This is a genomic window from Candidatus Pelagibacter sp. PS_37 (assembly GCF_059417825.1).
In genome coordinates this window covers 541,974-560,166 of sequence record NZ_CM182067.1, presented here as the reverse complement: position 1 = coordinate 560,166, position 18,193 = coordinate 541,974, and the positions used below count along the sequence as shown (strand labels likewise).

At 29.5% G+C, this 18,193-nt stretch carries 19 protein-coding genes and 2 tRNA genes; 5 read left to right on the top strand and 16 right to left on the bottom strand.

Annotated features, from left to right (window positions below):
• Positions 1 to 3: 3 nt before the first annotated feature.
• From AC5SL9_RS02870 to AC5SL9_RS02855, 4 genes are read right to left on the bottom strand one after another with little or no spacing between them, the layout of a single operon-like run.
• A complete protein-coding gene (locus tag AC5SL9_RS02870) occupies positions 4 to 951 on the bottom strand; it encodes a glycoside hydrolase family 3 N-terminal domain-containing protein (protein ID WP_494574329.1) in 948 nt (315 codons plus the stop codon).
• The gene (locus AC5SL9_RS02865) at positions 944 to 1,207 is read right to left on the bottom strand and encodes a hypothetical protein (RefSeq protein WP_494574328.1); all 264 of its coding nucleotides are present in this window, start codon (positions 1,205 to 1,207) and stop codon (positions 944 to 946) included. The genes AC5SL9_RS02870 and AC5SL9_RS02865 overlap by 8 nt, the downstream gene beginning before the upstream one ends.
• The gene (gene argS, locus AC5SL9_RS02860) at positions 1,207 to 2,940 is read right to left on the bottom strand and encodes an arginine--tRNA ligase (RefSeq protein WP_494574327.1); all 1,734 of its coding nucleotides are present in this window, start codon (positions 2,938 to 2,940) and stop codon (positions 1,207 to 1,209) included. The genes AC5SL9_RS02865 and argS overlap by 1 nt, the downstream gene beginning before the upstream one ends.
• On the bottom strand, positions 2,940 to 4,055 hold the full coding sequence (locus AC5SL9_RS02855; protein WP_018414107.1) for a deoxyguanosinetriphosphate triphosphohydrolase: 1,116 nt from the start codon (positions 4,053 to 4,055) through the stop codon (positions 2,940 to 2,942). Before AC5SL9_RS02855 ends, argS begins: the two co-directional genes overlap by 1 nt.
• Positions 4,056 to 4,105: 50 nt before the next feature.
• On the opposite strand from AC5SL9_RS02855, the gene AC5SL9_RS02850 reads away from it, so the two are divergent.
• Positions 4,106 to 4,423, top strand: a complete 318-nt coding sequence (locus AC5SL9_RS02850; RefSeq protein WP_006996950.1) for a HesB/IscA family protein — start codon at positions 4,106 to 4,108, stop codon at positions 4,421 to 4,423.
• The gene (xth, locus tag AC5SL9_RS02845) at positions 4,423 to 5,199 is read left to right on the top strand and encodes an exodeoxyribonuclease III (RefSeq protein ID WP_020169398.1); all 777 of its coding nucleotides are present in this window, start codon (positions 4,423 to 4,425) and stop codon (positions 5,197 to 5,199) included. Before AC5SL9_RS02850 ends, xth begins: the two co-directional genes overlap by 1 nt.
• Here xth and AC5SL9_RS02840 read toward each other — a convergent pair.
• The 3 genes from AC5SL9_RS02840 to AC5SL9_RS02830 are packed head-to-tail and all read right to left on the bottom strand — an operon-like array spanning position 5,191 to position 6,964.
• A complete protein-coding gene (locus AC5SL9_RS02840) occupies positions 5,191 to 6,189 on the bottom strand; it encodes an Ldh family oxidoreductase (protein ID WP_020169397.1) in 999 nt (332 codons plus the stop codon). The genes xth and AC5SL9_RS02840 overlap by 9 nt on opposite strands.
• Positions 6,190 to 6,203: 14 nt before the next feature.
• Complete coding sequence (locus AC5SL9_RS02835; protein WP_006996953.1) at positions 6,204 to 6,602, bottom strand: hypothetical protein; 399 nt, start codon at positions 6,600 to 6,602, stop codon at positions 6,204 to 6,206.
• Positions 6,602 to 6,964 carry a Fur family transcriptional regulator gene (locus tag AC5SL9_RS02830; RefSeq protein WP_006996954.1) on the bottom strand — a complete coding sequence of 121 codons (363 nt, stop codon included), beginning with the start codon at positions 6,962 to 6,964 and terminating at the stop codon, positions 6,602 to 6,604. Before AC5SL9_RS02830 ends, AC5SL9_RS02835 begins: the two co-directional genes overlap by 1 nt.
• 112 nt (positions 6,965 to 7,076) lie before the next feature.
• On the opposite strand from AC5SL9_RS02830, the gene AC5SL9_RS02825 reads away from it, so the two are divergent.
• Entirely contained in the window at positions 7,077 to 7,298 is a 222-nt protein-coding gene (locus AC5SL9_RS02825; RefSeq protein ID WP_006996955.1) for a DUF6552 family protein, read from the top strand.
• A 57-nt stretch (positions 7,299 to 7,355) separates the two neighbouring features.
• On the opposite strand, the gene AC5SL9_RS02820 is transcribed toward AC5SL9_RS02825, so the two are convergent.
• From AC5SL9_RS02820 to AC5SL9_RS02810, 3 genes are read right to left on the bottom strand one after another with little or no spacing between them, the layout of a single operon-like run.
• Complete coding sequence (locus AC5SL9_RS02820) at positions 7,356 to 8,558, bottom strand: sugar phosphate nucleotidyltransferase (protein ID WP_494574326.1); 1,203 nt, start codon at positions 8,556 to 8,558, stop codon at positions 7,356 to 7,358.
• Positions 8,558 to 10,276: a dihydroxy-acid dehydratase gene (ilvD, locus tag AC5SL9_RS02815; RefSeq protein WP_011282068.1), complete on the bottom strand. Its 1,719-nt coding sequence runs from the start codon at positions 10,274 to 10,276 to the stop codon at positions 8,558 to 8,560. Before ilvD ends, AC5SL9_RS02820 begins: the two co-directional genes overlap by 1 nt.
• The gene (locus AC5SL9_RS02810; protein WP_011282067.1) at positions 10,276 to 12,903 is read right to left on the bottom strand and encodes a valine--tRNA ligase; all 2,628 of its coding nucleotides are present in this window, start codon (positions 12,901 to 12,903) and stop codon (positions 10,276 to 10,278) included. Before AC5SL9_RS02810 ends, ilvD begins: the two co-directional genes overlap by 1 nt.
• Positions 12,904 to 13,031: 128 nt before the next feature.
• Here AC5SL9_RS02810 and AC5SL9_RS02805 point away from each other — a divergent pair.
• Positions 13,032 to 13,105 (top strand) — tRNA-Cys (locus tag AC5SL9_RS02805).
• A 51-nt stretch (positions 13,106 to 13,156) separates the two neighbouring features.
• A tRNA-Asn gene (locus AC5SL9_RS02800) sits at positions 13,157 to 13,232 on the top strand.
• 19 nt (positions 13,233 to 13,251) lie between these two features.
• Here AC5SL9_RS02800 and AC5SL9_RS02795 read toward each other — a convergent pair.
• From AC5SL9_RS02795 to AC5SL9_RS02770, 6 genes are all read right to left on the bottom strand, one after another.
• On the bottom strand, positions 13,252 to 13,917 hold the full coding sequence (locus AC5SL9_RS02795) for a hypothetical protein (RefSeq protein WP_494574325.1): 666 nt from the start codon (positions 13,915 to 13,917) through the stop codon (positions 13,252 to 13,254).
• A complete protein-coding gene (locus AC5SL9_RS02790; protein WP_494574324.1) occupies positions 13,914 to 14,408 on the bottom strand; it encodes a hypothetical protein in 495 nt (164 codons plus the stop codon). Before AC5SL9_RS02790 ends, AC5SL9_RS02795 begins: the two co-directional genes overlap by 4 nt.
• Positions 14,409 to 14,483: 75 nt before the next feature.
• Complete coding sequence (locus AC5SL9_RS02785; protein ID WP_006996960.1) at positions 14,484 to 14,855, bottom strand: helix-turn-helix domain-containing protein; 372 nt, start codon at positions 14,853 to 14,855, stop codon at positions 14,484 to 14,486.
• Positions 14,856 to 15,029: 174 nt separating this feature from the next.
• The gene (locus tag AC5SL9_RS02780; protein ID WP_494574323.1) at positions 15,030 to 15,764 is read right to left on the bottom strand and encodes an amino acid ABC transporter ATP-binding protein; all 735 of its coding nucleotides are present in this window, start codon (positions 15,762 to 15,764) and stop codon (positions 15,030 to 15,032) included.
• Between the two features lie 3 nt (positions 15,765 to 15,767).
• Positions 15,768 to 17,048 (bottom strand): amino acid ABC transporter permease, encoded by a 1,281-nt coding sequence (locus AC5SL9_RS02775; protein WP_018414101.1) that lies wholly within the window; start codon positions 17,046 to 17,048, stop codon positions 15,768 to 15,770.
• Complete coding sequence (locus AC5SL9_RS02770; protein ID WP_494574322.1) at positions 17,048 to 18,193, bottom strand: amino acid ABC transporter permease; 1,146 nt, start codon at positions 18,191 to 18,193, stop codon at positions 17,048 to 17,050. Before AC5SL9_RS02770 ends, AC5SL9_RS02775 begins: the two co-directional genes overlap by 1 nt.

The window sequence follows — 18,193 nt, the reverse complement described above, 5'->3', positions numbered from 1 at the left end:
ATATTAGCTTATAATCTTATAAAATTGTGATGTTTTTTTTTTAATAAACTTGTTTATAACTGGTGAATATAGGGCTACATTATTCATTTCTTTTAAATTTCCATTACAATGAAGAACTAAATCACAACCTGCACTAAAAGATTTCTTTGTATTAATTGCTATAGAGCCTTTTAAACTTTTCATTGAAATATCGTCAGACATCAAAATATTTCTAAATTTAATTTGATTTCTTATTAATTTTATAATTTTCTTCGAATGTGTTGCGGTATTAGCTTTGTCAATTTTTTTATAAATAAGATGTGCTGTCATTGCAAATAAACTGTTTTTATTTTTGAATGCCATAAAGTCATGATTATTCAAATATCTTAATTCCTTATTGATTGTAGGAGTTTTTTTATGACTATCTACCTTTGCTAAGCCATGTCCTGGTATATGCTTTATCACAGTGGCAATTTTATTATTATGGAACTCTTTAATACAAATATCTCCAATTTCTGAAACAATCTTTGTATTGTCTGAAAAGGCTCTGTCACCAATTATTGCACTTGATCCTTTGGATCTAACATCAAGGACTGGTAGAGTATTTATGTTAATTCCTACATTTTTTAATAATAAGACAGTTTTATTGATAAACTTTTTGTATTCGATATAAAATTTTTTTTTATCTTTAAGATAAAGATTACCAAAAAATTCTCCAGTAAACTTATCTGCTTTAAAAAATTTTTTTAATCTATTAACTCTGCCACCCTCTTGATCAATTAAAATAGGGTATTTTTTATCATTGAATATTTTTCTAATTTGATCTGTTAGTTTTTTTAATTGTGCAATATTTTTAATATTTCTTGAAAAAAGTATTATTCCCCAAGGCTTGTGTTTAATTAGAAATTTTTTTTCACTAATCAATAATTTAGTAGATTTTAAACCAACTATGAAACTTTTACGATTATCCATCATTATTAATAAGTTCCCAAAACTTGTAATTCTTTTTATTTTTATCTATGCTTTTTTCAACATATTCAACAATATTAACAGTATCACTCTTAAGTAAAATAAGATTACGCGAATAATTTTCAGTTTTATCCTCAATATTTTTCAAAGATCGGTATGAATTTTTTTTATTTTCATTTGAAAAATAGTATTTGAAGGATAGAAAAAAAAATAAAACTATAACAACCAAGAATAAAAGATATTTAAGTTCTTTTAACATTACATTTTTTGAGGAGTATCTACTCCAACAATATTCATTCCAGATTTGATAACATTAGATATAACTTTTAAAAAAACTAATTTATCATTTGAAATTTTCTTTTGTTCGTTAATAAATCTTTTTGATTGATCCTCTTTTCCCATATTCCAATAAGAATGAAATTCTGATGATAGTTCGTAAAGATAAACTGGTATTCTGTGGGGTTCAAGCCTTAGACTTGCAGCTTCAATACACTTAGGCCATTCTGCAATTTTTTTTAATATCTTTATTTCATCTCCAGCATATTCAAATTCGTAATCTTTTATATTCAAATCATTTTCTATATTTAGATTTACGTGTCTAAAGACAGATGATATTCTGGCATAACAGTATTGGACATAATAAAGTGGGTTATCTTTAGATTTTTCTTTAACTTTTGTAAAATCAAAATCTAACTCTACATCGCTACTTCTATTAAGCATAATAAATCTCGTAGCATCTTTGCCAACTTCGGCTATCAAGTCTTCAACTGTTATATAGTCACCTTTTCTTTTTGACATTTTAAAAGGTTTTCCATCTTTAATTAATTTGACGAGTTGACTTACTTTACAAATCAATTTTTTTTTATCTCCTGATAGAGCTTCAACGACAGAAGTTATTCTTTTAATATAGCCAGCATGGTCAGCCCCTAATATATTAATAAGTGTATCGTAATTTCTATTTAATTTATTATCATGATAGGCAACATCGCTAGCAAAGTAAGTCCACGATTTATCAGACTTTTGAAGTGCTCTATCTTTATCGTCACCAAAATCTGTTGATTTAAATAAAAGTTGCTCCCTTTCTACCCAGTTTTCATCATCTTCACCTTTGGGAGCCTTAATTTTTCCACTATAAACAAGCTTTTTTTCCTTTAATTTATCAATTGCTTTCTGAACTTCATTATTTAAGACAATATCAGTTTCACTTGTAAATCTATCGTGCACTATTCCAAGATTTGATAAATTATTTTTAATCAATTTTAAAGATTCTGAAACCGATAATAAAGTTAGTTCTTTTGAAACATTTTCAAATTTATCAAATTTTAAAACTTTATTAGATTTTATAATATTTTTAGCAATACCAACTAAGTAATCACCGGGATATAAATCAGAGTTTTCAATTGGGAATTTTTCATTAAAAAGTATTTCCCTAATTCTAAAAAAAACAGATTTTGTAAAATTTATGATTTGATTACCATAATCGTTAACATAATATTCTTTTGAAACATCATGCTTGTTAAAAATTAATATATTTGAAATAACATCTCCCAATATTGCACCTCTACAATGTCCAACATGAAGAGGGCCAGTGGGATTAGCTGAAACAAATTCTATAAGATATTTTTGTTTTTTTTCTTTATTATTGACACCGTAATCCTTGTGATTTTGATTAATACTTTTAATAAAATTATTCCAATATATTGTCTTAAATTTAATATTAATAAATCCTGGTTTTGCTGCAGAAATAGATTCTATTTTTTCATCTTCATTTTTAATTAATTCAATTAAAATATTTGCAATATCAATTGGAGATTTTTTATTAGCCTTAGAGAGCACCATGGCTACATTGGTTGATATATCGCAGTCAAAATTTGATGGTGGTATATCTACATTAATTCCATTTAAAGATTCAGGTAATTCTAAAGAACCATCTTTATTAAGCTTTTTAATCAAGATTATTATTTTATCCAAGTAGAGATCAAAAATGTTCATTAAATACCTTTATTTAAATTGATTGCATATCTATCTGTCATACCTGAGATAAAATCAGCTATTGCTCTATTTGGGTCATTCTTTAATTGATCATCGTTTAAAAATTTTTTGGGCTTATTCTTAATTTTATAAAAGAGTTTATTAATAATTTTTTTTCCATGATTATTTTTTAATAATACTTTTTTATTGTTATACATTTTGCTTCTAAGGAAAAACCTAACTTCTTTTTCAATTTTAAGAAATTTACTTGAAAAACACACTATAGGATCATCTAAGTTATAAACATCTTTTAAAGATTTGACTTTATTATTTTTTAAATTATTTTTAGTATTCTTAATTAAATCTCTAACCATTAAATCAATTGAATCTCGTATTATTTGATATATCAAAATATCTTTATTGTTGTTTTTAATATTATTTTTGTGTGATTTATAAATATCTTTAAAAAAATTAATTTCAATCAAGTCGTTTAAATTAAACATTTTAGCTCTAATTCCATCTTGTATGTCATGATTATTATAAGCAATGTCATCTGAGATTGCTGATATTTGAGCTTCCAATGAACCAGAGTTAGTAAAGTTTATTTTATTCTTAAAACTTTTTAATCCAATCAACCTATTAACTGTGGAGAGATCATCAATTGCGCCATTGTGCTTTAATAATCCATCTAAAGTTTCTAATGTTAAGTTCAGGCCTTTAAATTTAAGGTATTTATGCTCAAGAAACATAACTATTCTTAAGGTTTGAAGATTGTGGTCAAAGCCTCCAAAGTTAACCATACATTCATTAAGAGCATCTTCTCCAGCATGTCCGAACGGAGTATGCCCTAAGTCGTGAGCCAAACTTAAGGTTTCAGCTAGATCATCATTTAAACCTAAATGTTTAGCTATTGATCTTGCAATTTGCGCAACCTCAATTGAATGGGTAATTCTAGTTCTAAAATGATCCCCTTCTGTGTTAACAAAAACTTGTGTTTTATGTTTTAACCTTCTGAATGAGGCACTGTGAATAATTCTATCTCTGTCTCTTTGAAATGGAGTTCTGTAAAGTGAATTAGCTTCTTTAAAAATACGACCTTTGCTTTTAGATAAAGCTAAATTTGAGTAATTATTCATACTTTAAATTTAATAAATTGATATTATATTAGTATTATCAGTGTTGTTATATGATTAAAGAAATTAAATTTACAGATAAAGCTATAAAACAGATTAATAATTTGTTGTCTCAAAAAGATCCAGGGTCATTTTTTAGAATCGCTATTAAAGGCGGTGGTTGTTCAGGTTTTCAATATGAGTTTACTTTTGACAAAAAATTAGAAGCTGACGACTTAAAACATGAAAATATTCTTATAGATAAAACTTCAGCAGACTTATTAAAAGGTTCAGAAGTGGACTTTGTTTCAGAACTAATTGGCGATCAATTCAAGATCACTAACCCACAAAGTAAATCTTCTTGCGGTTGTGGTGTTTCTTTCTCTATATAATGATTATTACATCTTGGAATGTTAATTCTGTTAGAGCAAGAATTGAAAATATTAAAGAATATCTTCAAAAATTTTCTCCAGATGTTGTTATGATGCAGGAAATTAAAACACAAGATGAGACTTTTCCCTATGATGATTTTTCAGCATTAGATTATGAGAGTCATGTATTTGGACAAAAAAGTTATAATGGTGTTGCTATTATATCCAAACACAAACTAGAAAATGTTAAAATAGATTTAATTAAAGATAAATTGAAACAATCTAGGATTATTTCAGCTGAACTAAAGCATAAAAAAAAAAATATTCAACTGATTAATATTTATACTCCAAATGGTAATCCTGTAGATACTGATAAATACACTTATAAAAAAAACTGGTTAGATAAATTAATTAAACAATTAAAAACTCTTTCAAAGAAAAATGAAAATATTATCTTAGCTGGAGATTTTAATATTCTTCCCTCAGCTGAAGATGCTTATAATATTAAAGGGTTTGAAGATGATGCTTTATACAGACTTGAGATACGAAAAAAATTTAGAGAAATGATTAATCTGGGTTTTCATGATGCCTACCGTCACATTCATGGTGAAAAGGAAGGCTATACTTATTGGGATTATATGAGAGGTGCTTGGCAGAAAAATAATGGATTAAGAATTGACCACTTCTTAGTATCAAATTCTTTATTAAATATAGTAAAAAATGTTAATATTAATAAAGACCCAAGAGGAAAAGAAAAACCCTCTGATCACACACCTATTGAAATTGAATTAGCTTAAAGATTTAATTTTATTAACGAGTTCTTCATTAATATTTCTTGGTCCTTTATTTAATCTATTTTTATGTCTTCTTTCTCCTGGAAGCCTAACACCCTCCATAGCTGACATTTTACTAAAAAATTCATCTGCGTGTTTATCCCAACCTTTACTAGAAATTTTATCTGGTGAGATTGCCATGATAAATTCACCACCACTTGGAGGACCACCATCGTTATTATCTTTAGCAGCAGTTTCAAAACTAAAATTTTCACCTATTAATGCTCCAGCTAATAATTCAACCATCATTGCAATACTAGATCCTTTATAGCCTCCAAAAGGAAGTATAACTCCACCATCAGCTATTTCTCCAGGATCGGTTGTTTCTTTACCCTCTTTAGTTAAACCCGTTCCAAGGGGAACTTTGTGCCCTTCTCTTTTTGCAATTTGAACTTCACCCATTGCCATTGAAGCAGTTGCCATATCATAGACAACAGGAGTTTTACCAGGTCTAGGCCAAGCAAAAGAAATTGGATTTGTCCCATATAAAGGTTTAGTAGCACCCGCTGGTGCAACAGCTGGCTTATAAGATGTGCAAGCAATACCAACAAGTCCAGCTTCAGCAATAGCTTCAGTTTCAGGCCAAAGGGCTGCCATGTGATGTGAATTTTTTATGGCAAGAACTGCTACACCATTTTTTTTTGCTAATTCAATAACTGCAGGTAATCCTAAACTTAAAACCATAGGAGCAACTGCATTGTTGCCTAGTACTTTAATAATACTTGGAGCAACATTTTCTAATTCGGGTCTTGCCTTACCATTAATCTTTTTACTTTTTAAGCCTGCTACATAAGCTGGTAATCTAAACAAACCATGAGAAACAGAACCATCTCTTTCAGCTCTCATAATAGTATCCGCTAGAATACTAGCATTTTCCTCATCACAACCATTAGCTAATAGTGTTTTTTTGGCTAGTTCTAAAATTTCTTTTAATGTTAAGGGAACTGTACTCATCCCAATATTAAATATTATTTATGCTTGCTTTTCAAATCTTTTTTTAGATCTTCATGATCACCAACAACATTATGGTATTGGCTTTTCGTTACATATTTTTCTAAAAAAGGTACCGCTAATAAAGGTAAGAAGCCACCAAGAACAATTCCAAAGGCAGCACTTTTTAAATTTGGATCAAGTAAGGCTGCTATAAAGTCTGCTATAATATGAGCTAAAACTATTCCAATTATTCCAGCAATTGCACCATTAGAAACTAATTTCAAAAAACGGTTTATGCTCCAACCTGAATAAAAACCAATTAATGGTATTAACGTATGAACAAAACCAAATACAAATCCTCTTAATATTCCATATTCCTCTATAAGTTCTTCTAAAAAGTGAAGAAATTCTGGTAATTCATGTGCGTGTTCCATTAGTTACATCTCCTACATTTTGTTGAGACTTCAAGCTGAAAATCACTGAAGTCATATTTTTTGATTGGGTTTTTTTTAAATATTGTTTCAAATAATTCTGATTTAAGCTCTTCTGTGTCTCCACAATCTCTACAAATAGCTATAGATGGATTATGCTTAACATGCTCATGACTACACAATACATAGGTCTTATTTTGATTAGATTTATGTATCTTATCTTCTTCAATTAGTTTTTTTAAAGATCTGTAAACAGCCATTGGCTGTATCTTTTTAAATTTTTGAAATTTATCTAATATTTCATAAGCCGTTAAATGCTTTTTAGATTTCTTAATTATATCAAAAACTATGTCGTGATTATTCATTTTGTTATGTTATAACATAACATTTTTTTATGTCAATACCCCAGTAATAAAGGTTTTTGTTTGTTCTATAATTGTAATAAATTCCTAACAAAACTTACATTTAAAGGAGACTATGCTTATAAAAAAATACCTAAAATGGATCAGCACTGCTTTAGTATTAACTGGAATATTATTAACTAACTTAAATATCTACCCTATTAACATCTACTTCCATGGTCTTGGAGTTATTGGTTGGACAATAGCTGGTTTTATATCAAAAGATAAAGCCATATTAACAAACTTTGGGTTACAGATACCATTATTTTTAATTGGAATTTATAAAATTATATTTTAGGATTAATTGAATAGAACAAGCTGTATCTTACATCTTTATGTAGCTGTATTAATATTATTAAGTACGACCATACACATCTTGAAACCTGACAATATCACCTTCTTTTAATATCGATCCAACTTGTGCTTCAATAATTTTAACAGGCTTTGTGCCTTTATTTTCAATTCTATGAATTGCTTCTAATGGAATGAATATATGATCATTTTTTTTTCTAAAAAAACTATCTTTATTAAGTGTAATTTTAGGCGTTCCTTGAGTTACAAACCAATGTTCTGATCGATGATGATGTTTTTGTAAACTTAAAACACCTTTAGGCTTAACAAATAGTTCTTTGATTAAAAAACCTTTACCTTCGAATAAATTAACGTACCTACCCCAAGGCCGGTAATAAACATTTTTTTTCTTATAATATTTATTCTTATTTTTATCATACATTTTTAAGATCTCTTTCCAGCTGCCAAGATCTGACCAAGGAATGTCTAATTTAATAGCATTAATTTGTTTGGTTTTTTCTAAAATTGCATAATCAAAAGATTTTGCTGTAGCTTTTTCAAATGAAGCTTTATTTAAATAATAAGTGTTATCTTTAAGTTTAGCTTTTGAAACAGCATTAAGACAATTTTTATACATTGTAGGTTGGTATTTCTTAAAGTTATTTATTATTGAGTCTTTTCTCAAAAAAAACATACCAGAATTCCAATAACCTTTTTGTTTAATGACTTGTTTAGCTTTAGCTTCTTTAGGTTTTTCAATAAATTTTGTTACTTTATTAATATTTCCTTTAACTTTTTTTGTTAAAAAATAACCATATTCACTTGATGGAGATGTTGGTTTAATTCCAAAGATGAATATATTTTGGTCTGTTAAATTAGTTTTATTTTTATTAATAGCTTTATTAAAAATATTAGCTTTTTCTATTAAGTGGTCTGCTGCAAAAAACATTAAGGGTTGTTCATTTGGAATATCTTTAATTAATGCTGATGCAAGAATTGCTGGTGCTGTATTTCTTTTTGCGGGTTCTAAAACAATTTTATATTTACTTATCTTATGTTTCTTAAGATGTTTTTTTACCTCTTTTAAATATTTAAGATTTGTACTTATGATCGGTACATCAAAGGTCGAAGATTTAACTCTTTCAAGAGTTTTTCCTAATAAAGTCCAATTACCAAAATCAATAAATTGTTTTGCTTGGTGATTTTTAGAATTAGGCCAAAGTCTAGTTCCTGCTCCGCCACATAATATAACGGGTCTAATTTTCATTAAATATCAGCGTAAACTTTTACTTCTTTTCTTTTACCGGGATGTGTTGGTGCACCTAAATAAGCGGGACCTACTGTTTGAGCATATTTCCAAATAGTACCCGATCCAAAGCTTGATTTTTTTGCTTTCCACTTCTTATGTCTTGTGGCTAATTGTGATTTAGTTAATCTAACGTTAATAGTCCCTTTTTTGGCATCTATATCAATTACATCTCCATTGCGTAAAAGAGCTAAAGGGCCGCCTAAGGCCGCCTCAGGGCCAACATGACCCACACAAAAACCTCTTGTAGCCCCAGAAAATCTACCATCTGTAATTAGAGCAACCTTCTCACCCATACCTTGACCATAAATAGCACCTGTTGTTGAAAGCATTTCTCTCATACCAGGTCCCCCAACTGGTCCTTCATAACGAATAATAATTACATCACCTGCTTTATATTTTTTCTTTTGCACACAAGCCATTGCTGCTTCTTCATTATCAAAACATCTAGCTTTTCCAGTGAATTGTAATTTTTTTAAACCAGCAATTTTAACAATTCCACCATCAGGAGCTAAGTTACCTTTTAGACCTACAACACCGCCATCTGGTGATAAAGGATTATCATATGCTCTTAATACTTTTTGCTTAGGATTAAATTTAATATTTTTTAAATTTTGTTTCATTGTTTTTCCAGTAACTGTCATGCAGTCACCATGTATAAAACCACCATCAAAAAGAGTTTTTAATAACATAGGTACTCCACCAGCTAACCACATATCTTTTGCAACATATTTTCCACCTGGTTTTAAATCTGCAAGATATGGAGTTTTTTTAAAAATTTTAGCTACATCCATTAAATCAAACTTAATTCCAATTTCATTAGCTATAGCTGGTAGGTGCAAAGCAGCATTTGTCGATCCACCAGTAGCCGCTACAATTGTTGCAGCATTTTCTAAAGATTTTTTTGTAACAATGTCTCTTGGACGAATATTTTTTTGTAATAAATTCATTACAGTCTTGCCACTTAATAATGCATACTTATCACGTTCTTCGTATGGAGCAGGTGTTCCAGCTGAATAAGGTAATGCTAAACCAATAGCCTCAGAAACACAGGCCATAGTATTTGCAGTAAATTGACCTCCACATGCACCTGCACTTGGGCAAGCAACTAACTCTAATTTTCTTAATTCCTTTGCAGACATTTTTCCAGCTGAGTGTTTTCCAACTGCTTCAAAAACATCAACAACAGTTACATCTTTACCTTTATATTGACCTGGAAGTATTGAGCCACCATAAATAAATACACTTGGAACATTTAATCTAACCATTGCCATCATTAAGGCAGGTAAAGATTTATCACAACCAGCAATACCAACAAGCGCATCATAACAATGACCACGCACAGTAAGTTCAGTTGAGTCGGCAATTACCTCGCGAGAGATTAAAGATGACTTCATTCCTTCGTGACCCATGGCAATACCATCAGTTACTGTTATCGTACAAAATTCTCTAGGGGTTCCACCTGAAGCTCTAACGCCTTTTTTGACAGATTGAGCTTGTCTCATTAAAGCAATATTACAAGGAGCAGCTTCATTCCAAGTTGAAACAACACCAACAAATGGCTTTGCTACATCTTTTTCTGTTTCACCCATTGCATAGTAAAATGATCTATGTGGAGCTCTATCAGCACCTAATGAAGTATGTCTGCTTGGTAATTTTTTTTTATTAAATTTTGCCATTATAAACCCTTTATAGTTATCGATATTCTCTCAACATCATTTTTTAAATTATTATAATTAGTTTTTTCCTGATCAACAATATCTTTTGGTGCTCTATCAACAAAGCCTTTATTAGCTAATCTTTGTGATATTTTATTCATTTCTTCTTGGTATTTATTTTGCCTTGTAGTTAAGTTTTTTTTAATTAATTCTAAATCGACATCTTCATCAAAATACACTTTGAATAAATCTCCAGAAACCATCAATGTAGCAGTTGGTTTATCCAGATCTTTATTATATAAATTTTTGATACGACCAAGTTTTTTTAGAATAATTTCATTTTCAGTAAAAAATGATTGTTCTTTTTTACTAACTGTCTCTATTGAAATATCTATAAATGACCCAGGGCTTACACTTAATTCATTTTTAAATGATCTTAATTCAGAAACTATACTGATAATTTTTTCAACTTGATTAATGGATGTATCTCTTTCAAACTCTCCAGAAGGCCAATTAGCTAACATTAAAAAGTCTTTACCTGTGTTATCAAATTTATTATTTAGCCAAATTTCTTCAGTCACAAATGGAATAAATGGATGTAATAATATTAATATCTGTTTAAATACGTAAGCTGATACCTGTCTTACTTCATCTTTTGCCTTTTCATCTTCTGAAAATAGGATTGTTTTAGATAGCTCTAAATACCAATCACAATAAGAGTGCCAAGTAAATTGATAGGCATTTTTTGCAGCTTCATCAAACCTGTAATCTTTTAGATTTTTTTCAATTTTATTTTTAGTTTCTATAAGTTCAGCATAGATCCATTTGTTAATATTAATTGATAAAATTGGTTTTTCATCAATTTTAGAAAAATCACAATTATTGGTAATTAAAAAATTGTTTGCATTCCATAATTTATTTAAAAAATTTCTATAACCCTTAACTCTATCTTCAGAAAGTTTTACATCTGTTCCGGGTGACGCCATTGACAGTAGAGTAAACCTTAAAGCATCTGCACTATATTTTTCAATTAGGTCTAAGGGATTAATTACGTTTCCTTTAGATTTAGACATTTTTTGTCCCTTCTCGTCTTTAACAAGGGCGTGAACGTAAACATCTTTAAAAGGCTCTTTGTCTAGAAACTCCATTCCAAACATGATCATGCGTGCTACCCAAAAAAATATAATGTCAAACCCTGTAACCAGTACTGATGTCGGGTAAAATTTATCTACATATTCTTTATTGTCAGGCCAACCCAATGTAGCAAAAGGCCATAGACCTGATGAAAACCAAGTATCCAATACATCTGGGTCACGAATTAAATCTACATCTTTATTATAGAATTTTTTTGCATCCAATTTTGCTTCTTCTTCATTTATTGCAACGAAGATTTTTTTATCTGGTCCATACCAAGCAGGTATTTGATGTCCCCACCAAAGCTGTCTTGAGATACACCATGGCTCAATATTGTTCATCCATTGAAAATAAGTTTTTGACCAATTAGCAGGAAAAAAATTAGTTTTTTTAGAGTTAACTATATCTTTAGCTTTAATTGATAATTTTTTTGCATCGACAAACCATTGTTCTGTTAAAAAAGGCTCAATTATTGAATTAGACCTATCCCCATAAGGAACTTTATTCTTTATGTTCTCTTCCTTAACAAAAAACTCTTTTTCTTTAAGTTCTTTTATAATTCTTTTTCTAGCTTCAAATCTATCAAGTCCAATATATTCTTTAGGAGCGTTTTCGTTTACTTTGCCACCTTCAGTAAAAATATTTATGATTTCTAAATTATTTCTTTGTCCCACTTCATAGTCATTGAAATCATGTGCTGGTGTTATCTTTAAAGCACCCGTTCCCATCTCAGGATCAGCATATTCATCTTCAATAATTTTTATTTTTTTTCCAACAATTGGTACTGTTACAAACTTACCAACTAAATGTTTAAATCGATCATCCTTTGGATTTACAGCTATCGCTGTATCACCCAACATGGTTTCAGGTCTTGTTGTTGCTATAGTTATAAAATCACTAGAAGCTTCTATAGGATATTGAATATAGTAAATCTTAGAATTAACTTCTCTTTGATCCACTTCTAAATCAGATATTGCTGTTTTTAAAACCGTATCCCAGTTTACTAGTTTTTTATCTTTATAAATTAAACCTTTTTTGTGAAGCTCTACAAAAACTTTTAAAACTGATTTTGAAAGGTTTTCATCCATTGTAAAAGCATTTCTTGACCAATCACAAGAGCAACCTAGTTTTTTTAGTTGATTTAAAATGATATCACCATGTTCTTCCTTCCATTCCCAAACCTTTTCTATGAACTTTTCTCTTCCAATTTCATTTTTATCAATACCATCAGCGGTTAATTTTTTCTCAACTAAGGCCTGTGTGGCAATACCAGCATGATCTGTTCCAGGTTGCCATAAGGTTTCATAATTATTCATACGGTGGTATCTAACCAAAAGATCTTGAATTGAATTATTCAAAGCATGACCCATATGAAGGCTACCAGTTACATTGGGCGGAGGTATAACCACTGAAAATTGTTTCTTATTTTTTGTTGGTTTAAATAAATTGTTTTTTTCCCAATAAGAATAAATCTTATCTTCAACGTCTGTATGTATATATTTATCGTTACTCATAGGTGATAATAAGTTTATAATTTAATAATATTAATTAACAATAATCATTTTGAAGGCTTATTTGGTAGACTAATTTTATATATTTAATATATAAAAGGCTCTCTATTTAATTTAAATTGAGAGGAGAGGGCATCGTGGCGGAATGGTTACGCAGAGGATTGCAAATCCTTGTATCCCAGTTCGATTCTGGGCGATGCCTCCAAAAAAAAATCTTGTTTTACTCTTAAAAAAAAGTAAGTTGTGTTTTTGATATTCCTCGGTAGCTCAGTTGGTAGAGCAGTTGACTGTTAATCAATTGGTCGCAGGTTCGAGTCCTGCCCGAGGAGCCAAAATCTTTATCTTTTAGATTTATCGAATTATACAATTGGGATTGAAACCAATTAGATCATCTATCCCATCAGGCGTATGCATTTTTCTTTTTCGTAAGTATATCGGATCATGTTCCAATTTTATACCTGTCACTATTTCCATAAGAGTGTCTATAGCTATAGCCATTTGATGTGTATGAGGTGTTGCTTTTTTTGGATCTGTAATTCTATTTCTCGCTAGACCATTAGGATTTTTTCTTTCTAAAAACTTTTCAGGATCAGTAATCGCTAAATTTACTACTTTTACTGAATTAAATAGTTTCTCATGTATATTTTTTGGAACATTAGCTCCCCATAATTCAGCAATATAAATATATCCTAGGGCAATATCAACTCCATATGAATGGTACCATTGCCCTCTGAGACCCCTGAAAGAGTTATCGTTAATGTATCCATCATCATAAAATAGTTTGTCTATTTGTTTTAATGTGTGATTAATTTCTTTAGCAGCAAGTTTTTTATCTTCTGTCCATGATGCATAAACTAATGTTGATAATCCTCCATTAGCCATTGCATAAAACCCTTTGTCATTTTTTTTAAATTGAATTGGTTTTAAGAACTTTTTGTACATTTTTTTAATGTAATTATTCACAATCTTAAACTCCTCTTTATTCAATTCAGATTTAAGCATTACTGCACTAATCATATAATTTCCAAACCATTGACCTGCAAATTCATATTCATGGTACCAACAAGGAGCTTTGGGGTTATTATCTTTCCAACACTTTCCTTTTTTTTTAATTCTTCATAACTTATGCTGTTATATAAAGTATTTGCCTTAGCTATTTCTAATAATAAACCTTTGGCTATATTGATGTTAGTTTGATTTTTATCACCAATAGCCATGTGGGTTCCTGCAATCATAACTTTTATAGGTTTCGTGATTGCTGCATGTTCTACCAAAATAGAATTACTATATTTCTCATGGTAAGCTGACCAATCAAAACCAACTACACTGTTAACGGTATCAATAGTTGATTTATTACTAAATGATTTATCCTTAGGAATTGCTGAACAAGTCTTAATTTCTTTAGTATAATATTTGCCTGGAAAATTAATGTCTTTAGATTTTACTTTTGCAAAAGCATTTCCACTTAATAATATAAATAATAAAAAAACTTTTAATAAACTTTTCATTACAAATATGAAATTATAAAAAATTTTTTTTAAAATGATTTTCAAAATTTATAGGGGTCATTAATTTAATAAAAATTAAACTGCTTTTGAAATCCCAATATTTGAAGACTGTAAAGATTTACTAAACTTTAACTTTTGATCGTTATTAAGTTCAGAATATAATTTAACTAAAAAATTATAATTTACATTCATGTGACCTTCTTGAGATCTTTCTAGATTTATTAAATATTCTGAAAAATCTTCAAAAAAATAATTTACTGGAACTTTTAAATAATTTGCTAATTGAAGAAGTCTTATTGAGCTAACTCCATTAGTTCCTTTTTCATATTTTTGAATTTGTTGAAATGTAACATTAATTGCTTTTGCTACTTTTGTTTGTGTGAGACCTAAAGCTAATCTTCTTAGCTTTAATTTGTTACCTAAATGTTTGTTGAAATTATCTTCCATTAAGACCCCTCTTAAAGTTTGTTTTTAAAAACATATTGAACTAATTTTTGACTGTTATCGCAACACAAAAATTTATTTATTTTATAAAGTTAAGTAGAAAATAACAAAATGTGTCAAGAACTTATAATATAAAATGAAAAAATAAAATTGTTGAACTATAAGCTTTAAAAAGACTTATAAAATTTGGCTTAAAAAAAGTTTAGTTCGATCATTTTTGGGATTAGCAAAAAAGTCTTTTGTTGTGGCCTTTTCAACTATCATTCCCTCATCCATAAAAATCATTTGATCGGCTACCTCTTTAGCAAAGCCCATCTCATGAGTTACAACAATCATCGTCATACCTTGTTTTGCTAAATTAACCATAACATCTAGCACTTCTTTAATCATTTCAGGATCTAATGCTGATGTAGGCTCATCAAATAACATAATTTTAGGTTCCATACAAAGTGCTCTTGCAATGGCAACTCTTTGTTGCTGTCCGCCTGATAATTGACCTGGAAACTTTTGGGCTTGATCTAAAATTTGTACTTTTTCAAGGTGTTCTAATGCTAATTTTTCTGCTTCTTTTTTGGGCATTTTTTTTACCCAAATTGGAGCTAACGTACAATTATCTAAAATAGATAAATGAGGAAATAAATTAAATTGTTGAAAAACCATCCCAACTTCAGCTCTAACTTGTTCTATATTTTTTGTATCTTCTGAAATTTCAGTACCATCAACAATGATTGATCCTTTTTGATGCTCTTCTAGTCTATTAATACATCTAATTAGTGTAGATTTTCCAGATCCAGATGGTCCACACACAACGATTTTTTCTTTAGGTTTAACTTCAAGATTTATTTCTTTTAATACTTGAAAATCCCCAAACCACTTGTTTACATTTTGAATTTGAATAATTGAATCTGACATAATTTATCTATCTGTTTTATATTTTAATTCTAATTTCTGGCTATATTTACTCATACTATAACAAATAATCCAGAATATTATTCCAGCAAATACGTATCCTTCCATCGAAAATCCTAGCCATTCGGGATTAGTTTTAGCTAAATTTAACATACCAACTACCTCTAAAAGACCTACTACAAAAATTAGTGGTGTATCTTTTACAAGTGCTAAGAATGTATTCGCAATTCCTGGAATTACTAATTTTAAAGCTTGTGGAAGAATAACAAAGATATGAAGTTTCCAGTAACCCATCCCAAGTGACTTAGCTGCATCATATTGGCCTCTTGGAAGAGCTTGTAGTCCTCCCCTTATAACTTCAGCTGTATAAGCCGCTTCAAATAAAGTAATTGCTACAACAACTCTAATTAGTTTATCTACATAAGTTCCATCAGGTAAAAACATTGGAAACATTACAGCTGACATAAATAAAACTGTAATTAAAGGAACACCTCTCCAAAATTCAATGAATGAAAGAGATGAATATTTAACAACGGGTAAATCAGATCTCCTACCAAGAGCCAGCATCATGCCAATTGGAAAACAAAAAATTAGAGAGAAAAAAGAAACTATAAAGGTTAAAGATAAGCCACCCCACGCACCTGTTTCAACCCACTCTAGTCCAAAAGAACCTCCTGAAATCAAATAGTAGATTAAGATAAAAGAAATAATTGGTAATATAAGGGTGTAATAAAGAGAAAGATAATTTCTAAATTTAGCAGGTACAAAAAATCCAGCTGCCATAAAGGCTAATACAGCAATAAATGTAATGTTAATTCTCCATTGTTCTGCATTAGGATACATTCCATACATAAATCTATTAAACCAAACTTTAATATAAACCCAACAAGCACCACCACCTGTACACGCTTCTTTAGTGTCACCAGAAATATTAGCATCAAAAATGAACCAATTTAATAATGGAGGAAGTGAAAATATTATAAGAAAAATAATACACAAACTCAAAGCTGCGTTAAAATTACTTGGGTTAATATTTTTATTAAGGCTATCTAAAATTTTAATACCTGAAAATTCAATTCTAATAAAATGAAGACCAATTACCCCAAAGATTAAGGGAGTAAAAAAGTTAATAAACCTAGGTAAGAAAGAGGTAATATTTGTACCAAAGAAATTATTTAAACAAAAATCAAAAATACCTAAGAAAAAAAATAAAATTCCAATAATAAGAGAAGTATTTCTATTTATTTGAATTTTAGCTTTTGGTAAATCAAGATTTTTTGAATTCATTATTTTTCCTTTATCGCTATTCTTTGGTTGTACCAATTCATTAGTAATGAAATTGCTATACTAATAGTTAAATATGTGGCCATTGTAATACCAACAATTTCAATTGCTTTTCCTGTTTGCATCATAGCAGTACCCGCAAAAACTAAAACTAGATCTGGATAAGCAATTGCTGCTGCTAAAGAAGAGTTTTTGGTTAAATTTAAATATTGATTAGTAGTAGGTGGTATAATTATTCTTAACGCTTGAGGCATAATTACTAATTTCAAAACTTGGCTTGGTGTTAAACCAATTGATGCAGCAGCTTCTTTTTGCCCTTTGCCAATACCTTGAATACCTGCTCTTACATTTTCTGCAATAAAAGTTGCCGTATAGAGAGTTAAGGCTAAAGTTAACGCAATTAGTTCAGGTGGTATACCCATACCCCCATCAAATGTGTAAGAAGATTGTGACATTTTTCTTAATTCTGGAAAGCTAAAAGATAAATCAACACCACCTACTAAAAATGTTAACAGTGGTAGACCTATAAAAATAGCTAATGAAATAATTAAAACAGGCAACTGTTTTCCCTCTTGTTCTTGTTTCTTTTTTGCAAATTTGACAAAAAAGAAAATTAAAATCATTGCAGCAATTAACGTTGTAAAAAAAATATCGAAATTTGTCCAAATTGGAGCTGGTGTATAAAGTCCCTTTATGGTCATAAAAGATGAACCTAATAATAATGTAGCATCTTGAGGCATTGGCAGAGCTCTTAGGGCTGCAAAATACCAAAAGAAAATCTGTAATAATAATGGAACATTTCTAAAGAATTCTATGTAAAAAGAAGCAGTTTTTCTAATCAAATAATTTGGGGATAATCTTGCAACACCAACAATAAGACCCAATAATGTAGCTAAAATAATTCCAATGAAAGCTACTAAGAGTGTATTTAATAATCCAACAAGATATGCTCTTGCATAAGAGTGTGACCCATCATAATCAATTAAAGAAAATTGTATATCAAATGAAGCTTCTTGGGTTAAAAAACCAAAACCAAACTGAATACCTCTTGTATCCATGTTCTCTTGAGCATTCATGGTAAAGAAACCAAATATTAAAACTATAAATAACAATGTTAATAGTTGAGGTAAGATTTTTTTTAATTTCAT

Excerpts from the sequence above, each read along its gene's own strand:
- AC5SL9_RS02870 (WP_494574329.1), bottom strand. The coding sequence starts at position 951 with ATGGATAATCGTAAAAGTTTCATAGTTGGTTTAAAATCTACTAAATTA.
- AC5SL9_RS02865 (WP_494574328.1), bottom strand. The coding sequence starts at position 1,207 with ATGTTAAAAGAACTTAAATATCTTTTATTCTTGGTTGTTATAGTTTTA.
- argS (WP_494574327.1), bottom strand. The coding sequence starts at position 2,940 with ATGAACATTTTTGATCTCTACTTGGATAAAATAATAATCTTGATTAAA.
- AC5SL9_RS02855 (WP_018414107.1), bottom strand. The coding sequence starts at position 4,055 with ATGAATAATTACTCAAATTTAGCTTTATCTAAAAGCAAAGGTCGTATT.
- AC5SL9_RS02850 (WP_006996950.1), top strand. The coding sequence starts at position 4,106 with ATGATTAAAGAAATTAAATTTACAGATAAAGCTATAAAACAGATTAAT.
- xth (WP_020169398.1), top strand. The coding sequence starts at position 4,423 with ATGATTATTACATCTTGGAATGTTAATTCTGTTAGAGCAAGAATTGAA.
- AC5SL9_RS02840 (WP_020169397.1), bottom strand. The coding sequence starts at position 6,189 with ATGAGTACAGTTCCCTTAACATTAAAAGAAATTTTAGAACTAGCCAAA.
- AC5SL9_RS02835 (WP_006996953.1), bottom strand. The coding sequence starts at position 6,602 with ATGGAACACGCACATGAATTACCAGAATTTCTTCACTTTTTAGAAGAA.
- AC5SL9_RS02830 (WP_006996954.1), bottom strand. The coding sequence starts at position 6,964 with ATGAATAATCACGACATAGTTTTTGATATAATTAAGAAATCTAAAAAG.
- AC5SL9_RS02825 (WP_006996955.1), top strand. The coding sequence starts at position 7,077 with ATGCTTATAAAAAAATACCTAAAATGGATCAGCACTGCTTTAGTATTA.
- AC5SL9_RS02820 (WP_494574326.1), bottom strand. The coding sequence starts at position 8,558 with ATGAAAATTAGACCCGTTATATTATGTGGCGGAGCAGGAACTAGACTT.
- ilvD (WP_011282068.1), bottom strand. The coding sequence starts at position 10,276 with ATGGCAAAATTTAATAAAAAAAAATTACCAAGCAGACATACTTCATTA.
- AC5SL9_RS02810 (WP_011282067.1), bottom strand. The coding sequence starts at position 12,903 with ATGAGTAACGATAAATATATACATACAGACGTTGAAGATAAGATTTAT.
- AC5SL9_RS02795 (WP_494574325.1), bottom strand. The coding sequence starts at position 13,917 with ATGATTAGTGCAGTAATGCTTAAATCTGAATTGAATAAAGAGGAGTTT.
- AC5SL9_RS02790 (WP_494574324.1), bottom strand. The coding sequence starts at position 14,408 with ATGAAAAGTTTATTAAAAGTTTTTTTATTATTTATATTATTAAGTGGA.
- AC5SL9_RS02785 (WP_006996960.1), bottom strand. The coding sequence starts at position 14,855 with ATGGAAGATAATTTCAACAAACATTTAGGTAACAAATTAAAGCTAAGA.
- AC5SL9_RS02780 (WP_494574323.1), bottom strand. The coding sequence starts at position 15,764 with ATGTCAGATTCAATTATTCAAATTCAAAATGTAAACAAGTGGTTTGGG.
- AC5SL9_RS02775 (WP_018414101.1), bottom strand. The coding sequence starts at position 17,048 with ATGAATTCAAAAAATCTTGATTTACCAAAAGCTAAAATTCAAATAAAT.
- AC5SL9_RS02770 (WP_494574322.1), bottom strand. The coding sequence starts at position 18,193 with ATGAAATTAAAAAAAATCTTACCTCAACTATTAACATTGTTATTTATA.